This window comes from Oceanisphaera sp. IT1-181, assembly GCF_033807535.1.
In the GTDB taxonomy this organism is placed as follows: domain Bacteria; phylum Pseudomonadota; class Gammaproteobacteria; order Enterobacterales; family Aeromonadaceae; genus Oceanimonas.
Genome location: NZ_CP136856.1, coordinates 1948958 through 1963788, shown reverse-complemented (window position 1 = coordinate 1963788; position 14831 = coordinate 1948958). Strand labels below are relative to the sequence as shown.

10 protein-coding genes are annotated in these 14831 nt (G+C 45.5%); 3 read left to right on the top strand and 7 right to left on the bottom strand.

The features are described 5' to 3' along the window. Nucleotides 1-6 precede the first annotated feature (6 nt). The 6 genes from R0134_RS08785 to R0134_RS08760 form a co-directional block, all read right to left on the bottom strand. A complete protein-coding gene (locus tag R0134_RS08785; protein WP_319781506.1) occupies nucleotides 7-4125 on the bottom strand; it encodes a glycosyltransferase family 2 protein in 4119 nt (1372 codons plus the stop codon). After that, on the bottom strand, nucleotides 4109-6766 hold the full coding sequence (locus R0134_RS08780; protein ID WP_319781505.1) for a glycosyltransferase: 2658 nt from the start codon (nucleotides 6764-6766) through the stop codon (nucleotides 4109-4111). The genes R0134_RS08785 and R0134_RS08780 overlap by 17 nt, the downstream gene beginning before the upstream one ends. An 18-nt stretch (nucleotides 6767-6784) precedes the next feature. Further along, the gene (locus tag R0134_RS08775; RefSeq protein ID WP_319781504.1) at nucleotides 6785-7867 is read right to left on the bottom strand and encodes a chain-length determining protein; all 1083 of its coding nucleotides are present in this window, start codon (nucleotides 7865-7867) and stop codon (nucleotides 6785-6787) included. 259 nt (nucleotides 7868-8126) lie between these two features. Continuing rightward, nucleotides 8127-8801 (bottom strand): ABC transporter ATP-binding protein, encoded by a 675-nt coding sequence (locus R0134_RS08770; protein WP_319781503.1) that lies wholly within the window; start codon nucleotides 8799-8801, stop codon nucleotides 8127-8129. After that, nucleotides 8798-9595 carry an ABC transporter permease gene (locus R0134_RS08765; RefSeq protein WP_319781502.1) on the bottom strand — a complete coding sequence of 266 codons (798 nt, stop codon included), beginning with the start codon at nucleotides 9593-9595 and terminating at the stop codon, nucleotides 8798-8800. Before R0134_RS08765 ends, R0134_RS08770 begins: the two co-directional genes overlap by 4 nt. Further along, nucleotides 9595-11316 (bottom strand): polysaccharide biosynthesis/export family protein, encoded by a 1722-nt coding sequence (locus tag R0134_RS08760; RefSeq protein ID WP_319781501.1) that lies wholly within the window; start codon nucleotides 11314-11316, stop codon nucleotides 9595-9597. The genes R0134_RS08765 and R0134_RS08760 overlap by 1 nt, the downstream gene beginning before the upstream one ends. Before the next feature lie 545 nt (nucleotides 11317-11861). Here R0134_RS08760 and R0134_RS08755 point away from each other — a divergent pair. Further along, nucleotides 11862-12224: a GxxExxY protein gene (locus R0134_RS08755; RefSeq protein WP_319781500.1), complete on the top strand. Its 363-nt coding sequence runs from the start codon at nucleotides 11862-11864 to the stop codon at nucleotides 12222-12224. 339 nt (nucleotides 12225-12563) lie between these two features. Here the strand turns inward: R0134_RS08755 and R0134_RS08750 are convergent, their stop codons facing one another. Next, complete coding sequence (locus R0134_RS08750) at nucleotides 12564-12911, bottom strand: DVU3141 family protein (RefSeq protein ID WP_319781498.1); 348 nt, start codon at nucleotides 12909-12911, stop codon at nucleotides 12564-12566. 897 nt (nucleotides 12912-13808) lie between these two features. On the opposite strand from R0134_RS08750, the gene R0134_RS08745 reads away from it, so the two are divergent. After that, complete coding sequence (locus R0134_RS08745) at nucleotides 13809-14063, top strand: type II toxin-antitoxin system prevent-host-death family antitoxin (RefSeq protein ID WP_319781497.1); 255 nt, start codon at nucleotides 13809-13811, stop codon at nucleotides 14061-14063. Further along, on the top strand, nucleotides 14056-14325 hold the full coding sequence (locus tag R0134_RS08740) for a Txe/YoeB family addiction module toxin (RefSeq protein ID WP_319781495.1): 270 nt from the start codon (nucleotides 14056-14058) through the stop codon (nucleotides 14323-14325). The genes R0134_RS08745 and R0134_RS08740 overlap by 8 nt, the downstream gene beginning before the upstream one ends. The last annotated feature ends 506 nt before the right edge of the window (nucleotides 14326-14831 follow it).

Below are 14831 nucleotides of genomic sequence, written 5' to 3'. Positions count from 1 at the left end.
ATTGCTTTATTTGTTGAATTTTATAGATTCATTTTTATTGCCAAAGTCACCTTTGACTTCAGCTAACATACTGGCATAGCGCTGATATTCTTTGGCGCCATCATAATGCTGTTTTCGCTTGATTTCTTCTTCAATTTTTTCTTTAAATCCTGAGTGATATTTAAAATGTGCGAACCAAGTTGAGATGCTATGCAATTGGATTCCAGCAATGTCATGAATACCTTGCGAGACTCTGATCCAAGGCCGGTATTTAACTAATGCATACTTTTGAGATGTGAATGCATTCGGTTCTGCATTGACATCCAATCGATGTCTTAAAGTACTGACTGAACTGATACGATTTGAGTAATAGCCGCTACCTATATGCCACTCTTTTAATGGCTCTTTGTCATGCCAATTTGCCACCTCAAAAGGCGAATTATTGGTAAAGTCAGCCTCGCTCAAGTTGCCAAAGGGATACATGTCAATCATATCGGTGCGGATGCAGTCTGCCCCTTGCTCTTCGGCGCGGGCGACAAAAGCTGGCAGTGACGTATTTTGATAATCAGGATACATCAGCAGCTCGTCCGCGTCTGCTATTAGCGCCCATTTACCCACACAATGGTTGGCCAGCATGGCTTGTTGCCAGGCAACACCGTAGTGAGAGTGTTTATATTCGGTATCGGCAGAATATAGTATTACATCTTGCTGCTGTAGTAGATATTCACGGGTGCCATCATCCGAGCAGTTGTCAGAAATAATAAACACTTTCACACCCAGTTCGCGATAGTGCTTAAGGAAATGTGGCAACATAATCATTTCGTTACGCATGGCGGCAACGACGAAAAATTTTTCTTGAGCTAGTGCTTTTAGCTTATTTATATCAGTTAATAATTCAAGTTGATTCGCATTCTCACGGATAGATGCCGCCCAACCGGTTGGCCATATCTTTTTGGGCCAGAAAGCTTTCCCTTTCATGATCTCTTCAGCAAAAGATTGGTCTTTATCAGTATCCAAATGAGTGACTACTGTAGGTGTTATCTCATTAGAGTAGAAAAGATTTTCGCGTATTCCCACAGTCGTGGCGGCACCAAAGGTTCTGCGCCGTTGGTAGCACTCGTAGTCTTCATTACTAGGCTGAATATGGCTGATAGCCAACAGGTCGCCGACCAGTTTGTCTTCCATAAAGGAGTTGGCAATCAACCGTTCGCCGATCAAGCTGTTGGCGTTGTTAATCAGAGCTGCCATGGCGATACGCGACAGGGTGTAACCGCCGCCGCCATCGGCATAGAGAGATGGCTCTGGTGATTTATCGATCGCCTTTTGCGCACGCAACGTTTTTGACTTGGCATGATGCCAGGTTCTGTCCATGCCACCGATTCCGCGGTGAATCACCCGACCATAATAATGGTGTTTGCGATAGGTCAGGCTGTTAAAGTAGCGGTCTACATCCAGGTAGCAGTCGTCATCTATTTTCAACACATACTGTGCCTGGGTATTGTTATATACCCAGTCAAACAACTTCAGGGTTTTTTGCGGCAGATCTTCGTAGGTATCGGATACATCCAATGCCAGCACATCGTCGTGCAGCTGGTCATCACCATCGCCAACCAGGATCACATAGGGAATATTGCGCGCCTGCAGATCTTTGATCCAGGTTTCTCGAATGGCTTTAATTCGGCTATCCAGATAGGCACGGCAGGAGTAGATCACCACCAGGGTATCTTGTGGCCAGCCGGGCTGGGTTAATGGCAGTATGGTTTTTTGTGTCTGACGGGCCTTAAACAGCGGCTCATGCAGAACGCCAAATTTATGCGTGAGTAGTTGCTCTATGTCTGCCAGCCAATGCTTGATCAGACTGTTATGTTTCAGTACCTGCAGGTTAGCCAAGGCAGTACAAGCGGGGGCCGGCAGATAAAAATCGGATTTGTTTTGAGCAATAATGTGCTGAAAATAATCATTGAGTTGTGGCAAACACTGCTCGATCAAATCGGGCTCTTGCAGTAACCGGCTTGTGAGTACATCTACACTGAGGAACATGGCAGGCCAGTTGTGAATAGGCACTAGCCGATTTAGCTGCAGGTTACTGGCTTGCAATGCATTGGCGGCTGCACATTGTGCTACATGGTTGACACTGCTGGCACGTTCAGTATTCAGGCGCAGTGCGCTGCTGATCTCAGTACTGTGTTGGGTTAACAACGAGGTAGCGGTTTGATCATTAATCAATGGGTGTGCGGCATAGCGCACCGCTTCCATCATGTCATCACCTATGGAGTCGTTGAGCACCTCCAGCAGCTGTTCTTGGTCAATACCATCAAGCGGTAACAGGTTAGCCAGCAGTTCTCGTCGGAAATAAGTGGCTTCCGGATTATCTTGCAGCTGAAAGAAGTTCAGCGCTTTATGCACAACCATAAAGGTTTGTGGTAATGCCGGCGTGTTGCTAAAGGCGTTATGTACCGTGTGCCAGTGCTGCTGCGCTCGCTGAAACAGTGAGCTGTTCAGTGTCTGCAAATTAGCAGTTTCAATCAGCTGCCAGAAACTCGGTGATAACCCATAGTGGCGAAGAGCTGCCTTTAACACATCCTGGCGCTGATAGTCGGTCATCAGATACAGTTTTTGCAGCAAGGTGACCATTGCTTGTTGTAAAAGGGCATCGTGCAGGCGCGAGAACCATTCTCCGTGCAGGCTATCCAACAAGCCTACAAAGGCATATCGCAGCTTTTCTGCTTCGGCTTGTGCGATGTCACCGTGTTCTTCCAGTTCCTGAGCAAATTGCACAGCAAAGAAAATGCACTCTGTATTCAGCCAGCCACTGTTGGGGTTTTTAGCTAGTCGCCACAAGGCATCGGCTGCTCGATTAATTTGCTTATCGGCGACGAGCGGGGCAATAGAAAGAGAGATAGGCCAAGCATTGTCAGCGTGGTCCAATGAATAAAATTCCTGGAAGTTGATAATTTGTTTTAGTTTGATTAATTCATTTTTTTTAGCTAGCAATGGAATAATGGATTGTATAAATTGTTTTTTTACGCTGCCGACCAACTTTTGAGATCTGATGACTTGTAAAACGCAGTCATAAACCGGTTTTACATCTTGCAGCAGAAGCTGGTTAAGGGTTTTCTGCGCTTTCCACAGTAACTGAGTGCTGATATCAACATGATATTCTACAGGCGTTATATCGGCTGTAGTTTTATTTTTGTTTTTTTGTAGGAAGTCTTCCAGCTGCATTTTTTCTGCAAACTGTTGATAATAGGCTTTGGTACGTAAATCGATTGTGTCGCGTAGCATCGAAAAACGCAGGTGCTCAATTGCCAGCAATGACAAGTATTGTTTGTGCTGAACTTCCGGCATATTGCTTATCTGATGCAGCCATGAACTGGCAGATTTTTCATCTATCGTCAGCTCTATCGGTGAAATGGCTTGCTCAAATACCAGGTTTATTTTCAAGCTATTGCTGTTTGCCGTTATTTCTTCCCATAGGTAACCGGGTAGCTCGATTTCAAAGTTTTTTGCTTGGCCTTTGGCTTCTGCTAAATCGAGACTGTCGAGGATGATGGGAGTATAAAGTATGGTAAAACTCTGAATAACATCGTTCACCGTTACTTCAATGGGGTGAGGAGAGGTAGTATCCAGTAAGGTGCCGTAAATTATAAAATTCTCAACACTATATACGTAGCCAAGCGCTTTACCATGCTTGCCTTGAGCGATAAGTGTATTGTCTGTTGGTCTAGATGGCTTGATTGTTGGTTGTTGTTCAAGCTCAGAAGTTGCTTCTAATTTTTTTGTTATCCTCGGTATATCAGTCGCAATTCGTATTACTGTATTATTGACTTTGAGCTGAATATCGTCTTGCTGAAGTTGTTCATGCGCCAACTTATTCTTAACTGTTCCCGGAAGTTCTATTGTAAATCCGGCACCGTTATAGTCAAAGCCATATTTGGCAGATACATCATCTCTTTGTTGCCATATGGGTGTAAGAGGGTACACATTTTCTTTTATTTTTAGTTCTAAGTTGAGCGGCTTTTTTCTTTTGTGAATAGCCCAACCTTCTATTTTTTCATGGCTGAATAGCTCTACAAAGCCCTCGATTTCAGGTTTTGATCTTATTTTTTTTACTAGCTTGTTGGTATTTTTAATTAATTGTTTCATATATTCCCTGAAGCTTTAGTTGATTCTTTTCTGACAATGATTTAGTTAAATCTAAAAAATGCTGATTAACGGCTTGGGGAGAGTCAGCTAATTGTAATGGCAATAAATGTTGCGCACGATCAAGTTGACGTAAGCGTGTTGCAATCGCGCCCATATCAAATGCTGCAATCGGTCTACCGGCTTGCAGTGCTATAGACAAGGTATAGCTGTATGTTTCCGGCCAAGTAGAGGGTAGCCAGATAAGGTCCGGCTGCAAGGTGCTTAGCTTTTCAAGAGCTTCACTTTCATGGTATTGACCCGTAACGTCTACATTATATGTTGATAATTCGGTGTCGTTCATGGTGTAGCCCAATACCGAGAATTTTAGTGGCTGCTTGTGTTTACGTGCATAACGAGCACATTCCAGTAGCACCGTATAGCCTTTAAGTTTACCGATAGCGCCGATCACTACAATATGCAGCGCTTGATTAGCTGCACGGTTGTATGGTGTTTGCAAGGGGGTGGGTTGCAGTGAATCATGGGGCGCAACGCTATAGGTTACATCTGGGTAGTAGTGTGATAAACGTTCTGCCACATCTTGATCTGGCACCCATATTTTTTCAGCTTGCTCTAATATTTGAGAATGATTCTCGCGCCATTGTCGAATATCTTTAACCCCAAAGTCGTTACCACGTGTTTCCAGACATTGATTGCACTGGCTATCATCAGGTTCGCCACAATAACGGCCTTGTTCATCCGCCAGATTTATACGAGGGCAGATCACCTTGTAGTCATGTATATCTATATGAATAGGGATGCTAAGTGTTGCAGCAAGCTCTTTTAAGTGAAGGGGCGCGTGTTCAGTAAAATCAACCATGCCATGAGTATTGATGCAGGTAATACGCAGTTGTTTTAAAATTTTCGCCAATTCTTTTATATTGCCGAGTTCAAAACACGGTTGATTCAGTAATTGCCTGCAGGCGGGGTGGCCTAGCCTTACATGTGTTGGTCTGCCACGTTCTGGGCGCAGATAGAACACGCCTTTACCTTGTTTAAGCCAATATTGAGTATCTTCTTGCAAGTGACGCTCTGCACCACCGCCTCGACTGTGGCAGACCATTAATATGTTCTCTGTGCAAACATATTGCTGTAAGCGCGCGAAATCCAGATTCTGTCTGGCCTGCATAAGTGGATTGTGTTGAATGAATGTATTCACCTGTTGCTGATAATCAGGGTAACGTTCTTTCAAAACGTCTAAAGCATGGGCGACGCGGTTAGCTTTTTCATCTTGAAAAGAAGCGCCGCCAAGATGTCGGACAAACACGTCTGCCGCTATAATATTACGCCAGCCTTGTTGAAGGGCGCGTTGGCAAAAATCATTTTCTTCACCGTAGCCTTTGCCAAATGCTTGCTCATCAAATAAGCCTATTTTTTGCATTGCATCGCGGCGTATATACATACAAAACCCCACGCCAGTTGGGGCTTGAGCTTCTAGTCCTGCATTATGCTTTGCTGCCAGCTGATCAAGCACTGCATAGGGAGTTTCTAGTGGGAAAGGATTATCATGCAAAAATCTGGGATAGCTACAAATGGTTGCATTATTTGATAATGGAGTAACAGTTGCATTTTTTTCATGTCTCCAAGCAACCTTATGCAGCCGGTCCAACCAGTTGCCATAAACTTCGGTATCTGAATTAAGCAGTACTACATCACGGTCTAAGTGCAAGCGCATACCACGATTAACTGTTTGTACAAAACCCAAGTTGCATGAGTTTTCTACCAAGGTGAACAGCCCTTTTGTTGCCATACGCTGCAACTCGGCACTTAACTCAGGCTCGGGGCTGGCATCGTTTATGACAATCAACTCGCAAGGCGTCGTGTACTGTGCTTTTAGAACGCTGGCAATGCAGCGTAGGGTTAGTTCTTGGTCTTTATATACAGGAAGTACGATATCTATTTGTGGTTCACCTGTTACTACCAGGGGCTGTAGTTGTTCAAGATTGTCTGAGTGAACGGGCTGTTCTGTAGTACAGGGTTGCCAAGTGTTGCCGTTACGTGTTGGTAAGCCGGCATATTGACCATGTTGCAGATAGTGAATTAGCGGGTTGATACGCGCAATGCGTACTTCTGGATTATGTTGTATGTACCAGCTGCCATCAAACTGAGGATTAGGTGAGCGTCCTTCAAGCCCGCCATATTTCATATAATGATAAAGCGGCTCCATACCTTTGCGGGCCACATCCTTGTTTTGACCAAGGTAATAATGAAGATCAAACAGGCTGCTGGGCGAAAGTTTAAAATAGCGACCTATCCAAGCGTAATGCAGCAGGCTATTGATGTGCTTGGTTTTGCTCTTGGCTCTGGATTTATAAAAGTGGGGATTGAACAAGGGCATAGGACAGCGACCTTCTTTGTCACCATAAGCCACATAATGTTGTAGGGAGGATATGCCAGATTGCTGTAAGTCCGGGTTGTTATCCATATACCAAGATGTATCAAATAACTTAGTTTTTTTAACGAGATGAATAATAATCTTATGATATTTTTTTCGTAAAAAAGCGGTTCTACAGCAATAACGAAGTGCCCATAAGCCCCATAGTAAGAGAGTGCCTTTTTTTACACTGGTTCGTTCGTGCCTTTTTTGTGGTCTATTGCAGCTCATTGTATTTTTTCTCGGGGTTTAGTCTCTATGGTCGCGAATTATTAACACAATCATATTGGCAATAAAGGCCAGAAATAGGGTGATAATGGCAAATACGCTAGCGTTGTAGAGCCGATCTGGTTTGGTAGCGTATTCTGGCAGCAACGGGCTTTGCAGCACGCTGACCTGCTTGAGCTTGCGAGCGGCTTCTATGCGGGTGTTTTCTAATGCGGCCAAGGCGCTAGAGTAGGTCTGTAGGGCGAATTGAGCTTTTAATTCTAGAGTTTGATAGTCGGCTGACACACGGTTAAGGGCATTGCCTGTTTCTTGCGCTAGGCGGTTTTGTTCTTTGCCGATTTGTTTTTGTAACGCATTAATATGGCTTTTTATTTGTACTAGTTCTGCCGATCGGGTGCTTTGGTAGCTTTGCGCCGCGCTGTATCGGGCTTGCATACGAGCTAGCTCGCCTTCTAACGCACCAACTACCTGGTTTAGTGCTTCTGCGGTATGAATAGGTGAAATCAAGCCATGCTGGTTTTGGTAATCTAGCAAGGCGCCGCGGGTTTCATCTAGTCGGCTTTCTAATCTATCAACTTGGCGCTCTAAAAAGCGTACCTGTTCTTCTGCCAGGCGTTGTCCCATGTCATTCATATGGGCTTCGCCGGCGTTCAGTAGCAGTTGCGAGAGCTGATGGGCAAACTCGGGTTCAAAGGCTTCAACGGTAATGTTAAGCACACCAGCATAGTCATCCAGCTCTATGCTAACGCGTTTTTGATAGTACTTGTGCAGCTTTTCTATCGGGGAATTGGCGTTCCATAACCTAGAGAATAAGTCGCCGTTTTCGCTGTAGTGTTCACGAAAGGGCAGCTCGGCTTGCACTTTTTTCAGCATATCTACCGACAGCAGATGTTCGCGTAGTAATAATAAATCGCCATGGCCGCCAGCACCTTTTATTAAACTAGAAAAGCTAAATTCAGGCGCGGCAATTTGTGGGCTTTCTAGTACTACGGTGGCACGAGAAACGTATCGGTCGCTAGCCCAAGCAAACCAGTAAAAGGCCACGGCAACAATAGCTATAAGGGCAACGGCCCAATGTGGGTTTCGTTTAACGAAGTGTTTCATGAGATCTCGGGGTTTAATGAAAGTTGAGAATTTTTCTTTGGCCGCAGCTGTAAGCGGTAAGCTGTCAGCTTTAAGCCGAACGGTGTTGTTTGTAGTGTTTGTGTTGTGCTTGTTTGTCTTTTCTCTGCTTCGCAGAGGCTGCCAGCTAAAGCGGCAGCTACATGGTGCATTTATTCCGCAGACACGGGTGTGTTACTTACAGCTGACAGCTTAAAGCTTACGGCTCCCCGAAGGGGTTGCGTACAGCTCCCGAAAGGGCTTAGCCCTTCGGGGCAGTTTCTTGGTGGTAGGTGGCGAGGGCGTCGTTGATGTCGTCAAACCAGTGGGCCTGACCATCTTTAAGATAAATGCCGGCCTGGCAAAGATCCTTCAAGATAGCTTCACCATGAGCGACCATAATCAAGCTGGACTGGCCTACTTTGTCTTTAAACGTTTTGCTGGCTTTTTCTCGAAAGTGTTTATCTCCTACAGCAGTAGCTTCGTCTGATAAATACACATCAAAATCAAAAGCCAGAGAAAGGCCAAAATTTAGCCTTGCCCGCATGCCGGAGGAATAAGTTTTTATTGGGCGGTCAAAGGCGCTACCCAGCTCGGCAAAGTCTTCTACATAGTCGATAATGCGTTGTACGTTAAAGCCGCCACCTTGCATTCGCGCCACAAATTTTACGTTTTGGCGACCGGTCATTGAACCTTGAAAACCGCCCGACAGACCAATGGGCCAAGATACGCGGCAATGACGTTCAACCGAACCGCGCTCTGGGTTGTCCATTCCGGCAATAAGTCTAAGCAGGGTGCTTTTACCTGCGCCGTTACGACCAACCAAACCTACGCTCACATTTTTGGGAATAGTAAGATTGATGTCTTTTAGCACCCAACGGTTTTCTCTGCCATCGCGACTGTTATAACGTTTGTAAAGGTTAGATATTTTTATCATTGTGCTTTCAACCGTTCTTTAAACCGCACATGCATCAACAGGCCTAATGCATTTAAGGCCAAAATAAATAGCCAAAGATAAGTCTCGCTGGTGCCATGCACTACTTTATAACTGCTAAAAAAACCTAACCGTAAGAGTTCAAGCCCATGAGCAATGGGGTTGAGCATTAAATACTCTAGCAAATAATGAGGCATTACATTCAGCGGAAATATAACTCCGGAGATAATCAGTAGGGGTAATGAAATCATGCTAATAATTTTACTGGTTTCCGGTATTAGTGTCGCAGTTACCGATACCACTAGCCCCAGCCCCAGCCCCAGTCCCCATAAAGACAACCAACCCAGTAGAGCGTAAATGGCGTTATCCGGGAAAATATCCAGTTCTAGTAGTAATCCACCTACTATAAATAGCAAAAAAATAAAGGTGCGTAACATACAATCCAAGAAAACCCGTACGAGTACTGTATCTACCGGATGTACCTGGCGATAGGTAAACAGTGCTTTGTTGGCGTTGATGGCCCCCATGCTACGAGTCATGCCTTCCCGCACCAGAAAAAAGCCCATCATGCCCACTATCATCCAAGGAATGAAATCTGCTCCTGTAATAAGACGATGACTACCGCTGATAAAGCTGCGTATAAACACCATAATAGCGATCATGGCCACCGGCTCGAATATCATCCAAAACCAACCAAGGCGGTCAGCCATGGTGCGCGATACGGCTTCGCGCATAAACATGGCGTACCAAACGCTGCGGGTGACTTGCCACGAAGTACGTGTTGGTAGAGTACTCATTAAATATCTATCGCTACTTTGGCGGCAATGGCTATTTGATAGAGAATTTGCGTGAGGGTACTGGCTAGCTGCAAGTTTTTGGTGGGGGCTTTTGGCAATACTAATATCTCATCACCGGCGCGCAGGGTTATGTCGTCGGCATCGCGTACTTCGCCATTTTGGCGCACTACTAAAATACGGCTGGTATTGGCCTGGTCGGTAAAGCCGCCGGCGCCTTGTATGTAGTCTTTGGCGCTGCGTTTGGCGTTGAATACTACCGATTGCGGCACTAACACTTCGCCGCTGATCAATAGCGAATCAGACTTTTCCGGAATGGTGATAGTGTCGCCGTCTTGCAGGCGAATGTCGCTGATCTGGCCATTATTGGCTAGCACCAAGCGGCCGTTAGGTTCTACTTTGCGGGCTCGCTCAATAAACTGGCTAATTAGCTCGGCTTCGCGCACGCGAATTTCTGCCTCGGCAGGGGTAGAAGAAGAAGCGCCTAAATAGGTGGTTTCTAATCGGGCGAGACTTTCGGTGAGTGCTTGTTGTTGACGCTCGGCCACGCTAACGCGGGTCAGTGAAATGCTGGTGACGTCTGTCATGTTTTGCGGCACGGCAATGGCGTTAAGCAACTCATGTAAACGGGCATCGCGGGGCAGGGCAAAACGCGACGGGCCAAAGTAGCTACCTTCTAGCTGCACCACTATGGTGTTATCACGCATGTCGCTGCTGAACGTGACTTGGTCGCCGTTGCTTAGCGGTAGTTGATCAAATTCAGGTAGTGTTAAGTACTGTGATATAGGGCCTGTAGTGCGAGCGCCGCGCAGCAGCACATTGGTTACGTTAGGTTTTAAGCGGGCTAGCTGCTGTATATCTTGGCCTGTCATGGTGTCTGAATATAGCTCGTAACGGTAAGCGCGGGCCACGTCACCTTCTACGGTTACTGTAGGGCCGCGCTCGGTCACTACTATGGTGTCACCGTCTTTAAATTGGGGGCGGGGCAGGGTGCCGTCGATTAAAAAATCGTATAAATCGGCTGTGGCTATAGTCTGACCGCTACGAATAACATTTACTTCACGATAGCTACCCGTAGCATCATCTATGCCACCGGCCTGATCTAAAAAGTACAGTAACGAGTCGTTAGGAGTACCGGCAAAACGGCCTGGGCTTTGCACGTAGCCGGTTACAAATACCGACACCGGCTGTACGCCTTGTAGGTTGGTGTACACCTCTACGTTATTGGAGTAAATCGAGTTAACAGCGCTGCGAACTCTGCTATCAAGCTGGCCGTGTTTGATGCCTTGCACCTTTATAGGGCCCACGCCTGGGATAAAGATATTGCCTTGGGCGTCTACCGGCAATACGCGGTCTATGTCTACCGCACCCCATACCCGCAAGGTGACCTGGTCGCCGGGGGTGATAACGTAATCAGGATTTAAGCCATCGGCACGCACACCGCTAAAGCCGCCGTTGAATAGCTGACTACCAAAACTGGGCAACTCGGAATTTGTTGCTGATTGGCGATTATCGACTGGGCTATAGCGACCATTTTTCCAGTTAGTATTACTGTTTTGGCTGGCTTGATCGGCGGCGGAAGGGCCGTTAAAACGGCTGTTTTGTTCAGCCGGCAAGTCGCCGGCACTCACGCCAATAAGCTGCGCCTGCGCACTGGCAACAGGCAAGGCTAGCAAGGCAAGTAAGCCGACGCGCTTAGCTAAGTGTTTTAAAGGAAAGGACATGAATTTTTCTCAAATTTTATATCGTGTGCGGGAGAACGAGCGCTTAGCGCTAAGTTAAAACCTAAAACCATTTTTGCCACGGAATCCACGGAACCCACGGAAAAATAGAGATCAGAGCGAAAAATGCCAAATTATTGAGGGGTAAGATCTTAACCATCAAAAGCTCTATCACTTGTCCTTGAACTCTTCCGTGGATTCCGTGTTCTTCCGTGGCAAAAATATATTTAGTCTCGGTCTTTATGCTGAAGCAGTGTTTATCTGTAGCTGATGGGCTACAGGCAAGTTCAAAACCTAAAGCCATATTTTGCCACGGAATCCACGGAACCCACGGAAGAAGACCGGTAAGGCAGAACCTAACAGGATTTCTTATTAGTAAGCTATTAACCACCAAGAGATCAGTGGTTTTGGTTTAAATCTCAACTTTTCCGTGGATTCCGTGGCAGAGATATCTTTAATTACTGTCTCTGTTCATAGCTTTAAGGGCATAAGCTGCTCTTACTTCTACACTCACAGTGGTGGTTAACTTAAAGAGCAAGGAGGCTCTTATGTACGAAGAAGAATTGACCTACAAAATACGCGGTGCGGTATTCGAGGTATACCGCCAGCTAGGTCATGGTCTACTAGAAAATGTTTACCAAAAGGCTCTTATGTACGAGCTCATTACCCAAGGCCTAGCAGTTAAATACGAGGCCCCACTTATCGTACATTACAAAGGTCAGGAAGTAGGTGAGTTCAGAGCAGATTTGATCGTAGAAGACAAAGTGCTACTGGAGCTAAAAGCGCAAACTAGGTTACACCCCTCATCAGAAGCGCAAGTGATCAACTACTTAAAAATAACAGGTTTAAGTATCGGGCTACTCATCAATTTCTCTTGGCCTAAAGCCAGTGTTAAGCGGATAACCTTTTGATAACCAAGTATAAAATAAAAACACAAGGTCATATCTGCCACGGAATCCACGGAACCCACGGAAAAATAGGGATAAGATCTGAAAAAACCAAACCTAGAACTATTAATGGTAAGGGCTTAAGGGCCGCTGCACGTCTAACGTTGTGCGCGATACGTTAAAACAAACCGCTGTTTTTCTTTAAACTTACGGCGTACAGCGTATAACGTACGGCTATCTTATTAGTAAGGTCTTAACCAAGAAATAGTCACTTGTGGCCCTTGCTCTTCATTTTTCCGTGGATTCCGTGTTCTTCCGTGGCAAAAAATATTTAGTCTCGCGTCTTGGTCACTAACTGACAACTTAAAGCTCTCTGGGGTCGCGGGTTATGGCCCAGTCGCCGGACGGAAGCTGGCAGGCGATTTGATGCTGGATGTTTCCGTTGGGCTGGCTTATTTGCAATTGGCGGCAGGGGCGGCCGCTGGCAGCAAAGTAGGCTTGATCTGCAAGCACTTCTACATTGCTGCCCCAGGGGCTTTCGCTTAATAAGGTGGCGCTGGCAGTGTTGGCGTTTAGATATTGGCTGAGCGCAACATTATCGACAGTAGGCTGGGTGTTGCCGTTGTTCTGGTGCTGGCTGACACAGCCACTGGTAGTCAAAATGACTAGTGCAAACAGCGGGGTAAGTATTCTTTTTCTGGATAACAGCATGAAGTAATGCGCTCTATCGGTTTTTTAATGTAAATATTGAGCAAGTAAGCTGCATTAAATGAATATTTAAACAGCAGTAAAGAAAGAACTCTTTTTATAACAATTTATTAACATTGGCTGCGTAAAATTACTATAAAAAAGACACGCTACCGCCCTTAGGTTACAGCTCCCAATACGCTGATATAACGCTAGTTATATTACGGCTTTTGCAATTTGCAAGACGTAAGTTTTAAAAAATCGCGCAATGATAGCACTTAGTAGTTATTAGCGCGACGCTCAGAAGATTGATTGCGCAATTAATGACCGCCCCCTTCGGGGTGCCGTCAGAGAAGGCTAAAGCCTAGAGCCATTCTTGCCACGGAACCCACTGAACCCACGGAAAAATAGAGATAAGAGCGAAAAGTGCCAAACTATTAAGGGGTAAGATCTTAACCCTCTATATCTTTATCATTTGTCGCTTTTGAACTCGTCCGTGACTCTCGTAAACAAAGAGGGTGCTCTTACGTGGCGAAAAATCTTGAGTCACTAAGGGATAAACTGGCTGCAGACTTCACATGAATTATGCAATATTACTTAAGCGGTAAGCCATAAGTTAAAGATAAAACCATATTTTGCCACGGAACCCACGGAAGAAGACCAAAATCTAAAAAATTCTTAATTTGTAAGGTCTTAACCATAAATGATGTTTTGGGTCAGCTCTTCACTTTTCCGTGGGTTCCGTGTTCTTCCGTGGCAAAAATAGCTCTTACGCTCTTACGCTCTTACGCTCTTACGCTCTTACGCTCTTATCTTGAACTGACGGCTTACGGCTCCCCGAAGGGGCTATGTCCGCTTAGCTGTACAGGTTGATTTGGTAAGGCTATACTTGTTCCATTAATTGTACATGTGGAGGTTCTTATGAGAATCGTATCTTTTACAGAAGCAAGAAATAGTCTTAAAGCGGTCTTGGATGGTGTCGTGAACGATGCAGACACAACTATAATTACACGTCGAGACTCTGCAGACGCAGTTGTAATGTCGCTAGATTACTACAACAGCCTAATGGAAACAGTTCATCTATTGCGCTCACCTAAAAATGCAGAGCACTTGAACCGTTCGATAGCGCAGTATCGTGCTGGAAAAACGACAGCACGAGAGCTAATTGATGAGTAGTAGTCAGCGTTTATTGTCGTGGACAGGCGATGCTTGGGGTGACTATTTGTATTGGCAAACCCAAGACAAAAAAACACTAAAGCGTATTAATAGACTCATCAATGATGTTAAGCGTTCCCCATTTGAGGGCATTGGTAAACCGGAGCCTTTAAAGGAACATCTATCTGGCTTTTGGTCTCGACGTATCGATGATACAAATAGACTTGTGTATGCAGTAGATGAGCAGGCAATTACGATAATTTCGTGTCGCTACCACTACTAGTAGTAGGTTTCGTTGTCCGCCAACCAGCTTGCCCCTTAAAAACTAAAGACCTTTTTTGCCACGCTTTTTTGTTACGAGAAGCACGGAACCCACGGAAAAATTAAGCTGAGAAAAGCGAAAAATAATGTTAATGGTAAGGGCGAAAACATAGCCCCTTGCTGCCGCTGCTTTAGCAGAGATACTCAGCGCAGCTAAATGGCTTGTTAAATCCCGCCGTGTGGGACTGACTAGCGTTAAGCGAATTACTTTTCGGTTAATCTTTAATTTACAGCGTATCGCGTAAGACGTACCGCTGCGGTTCTTATTTAACTGACAGCTTACGGCCTGTCTCTTCATCACACCTTTTTCTTGCCTTATAAGACACATGAAGTAGGCAGATGTACTGCTGTAGCCACGTATTTTTACCTTGTAGCTGGCCTTTATCCCGCTTAGCAGGACTGCCGAAGCCCTCTTCGCTGAAGAGACGGACGGCTTCAGCATGGTTTTATGTTTTGCTCTTGTAGGAG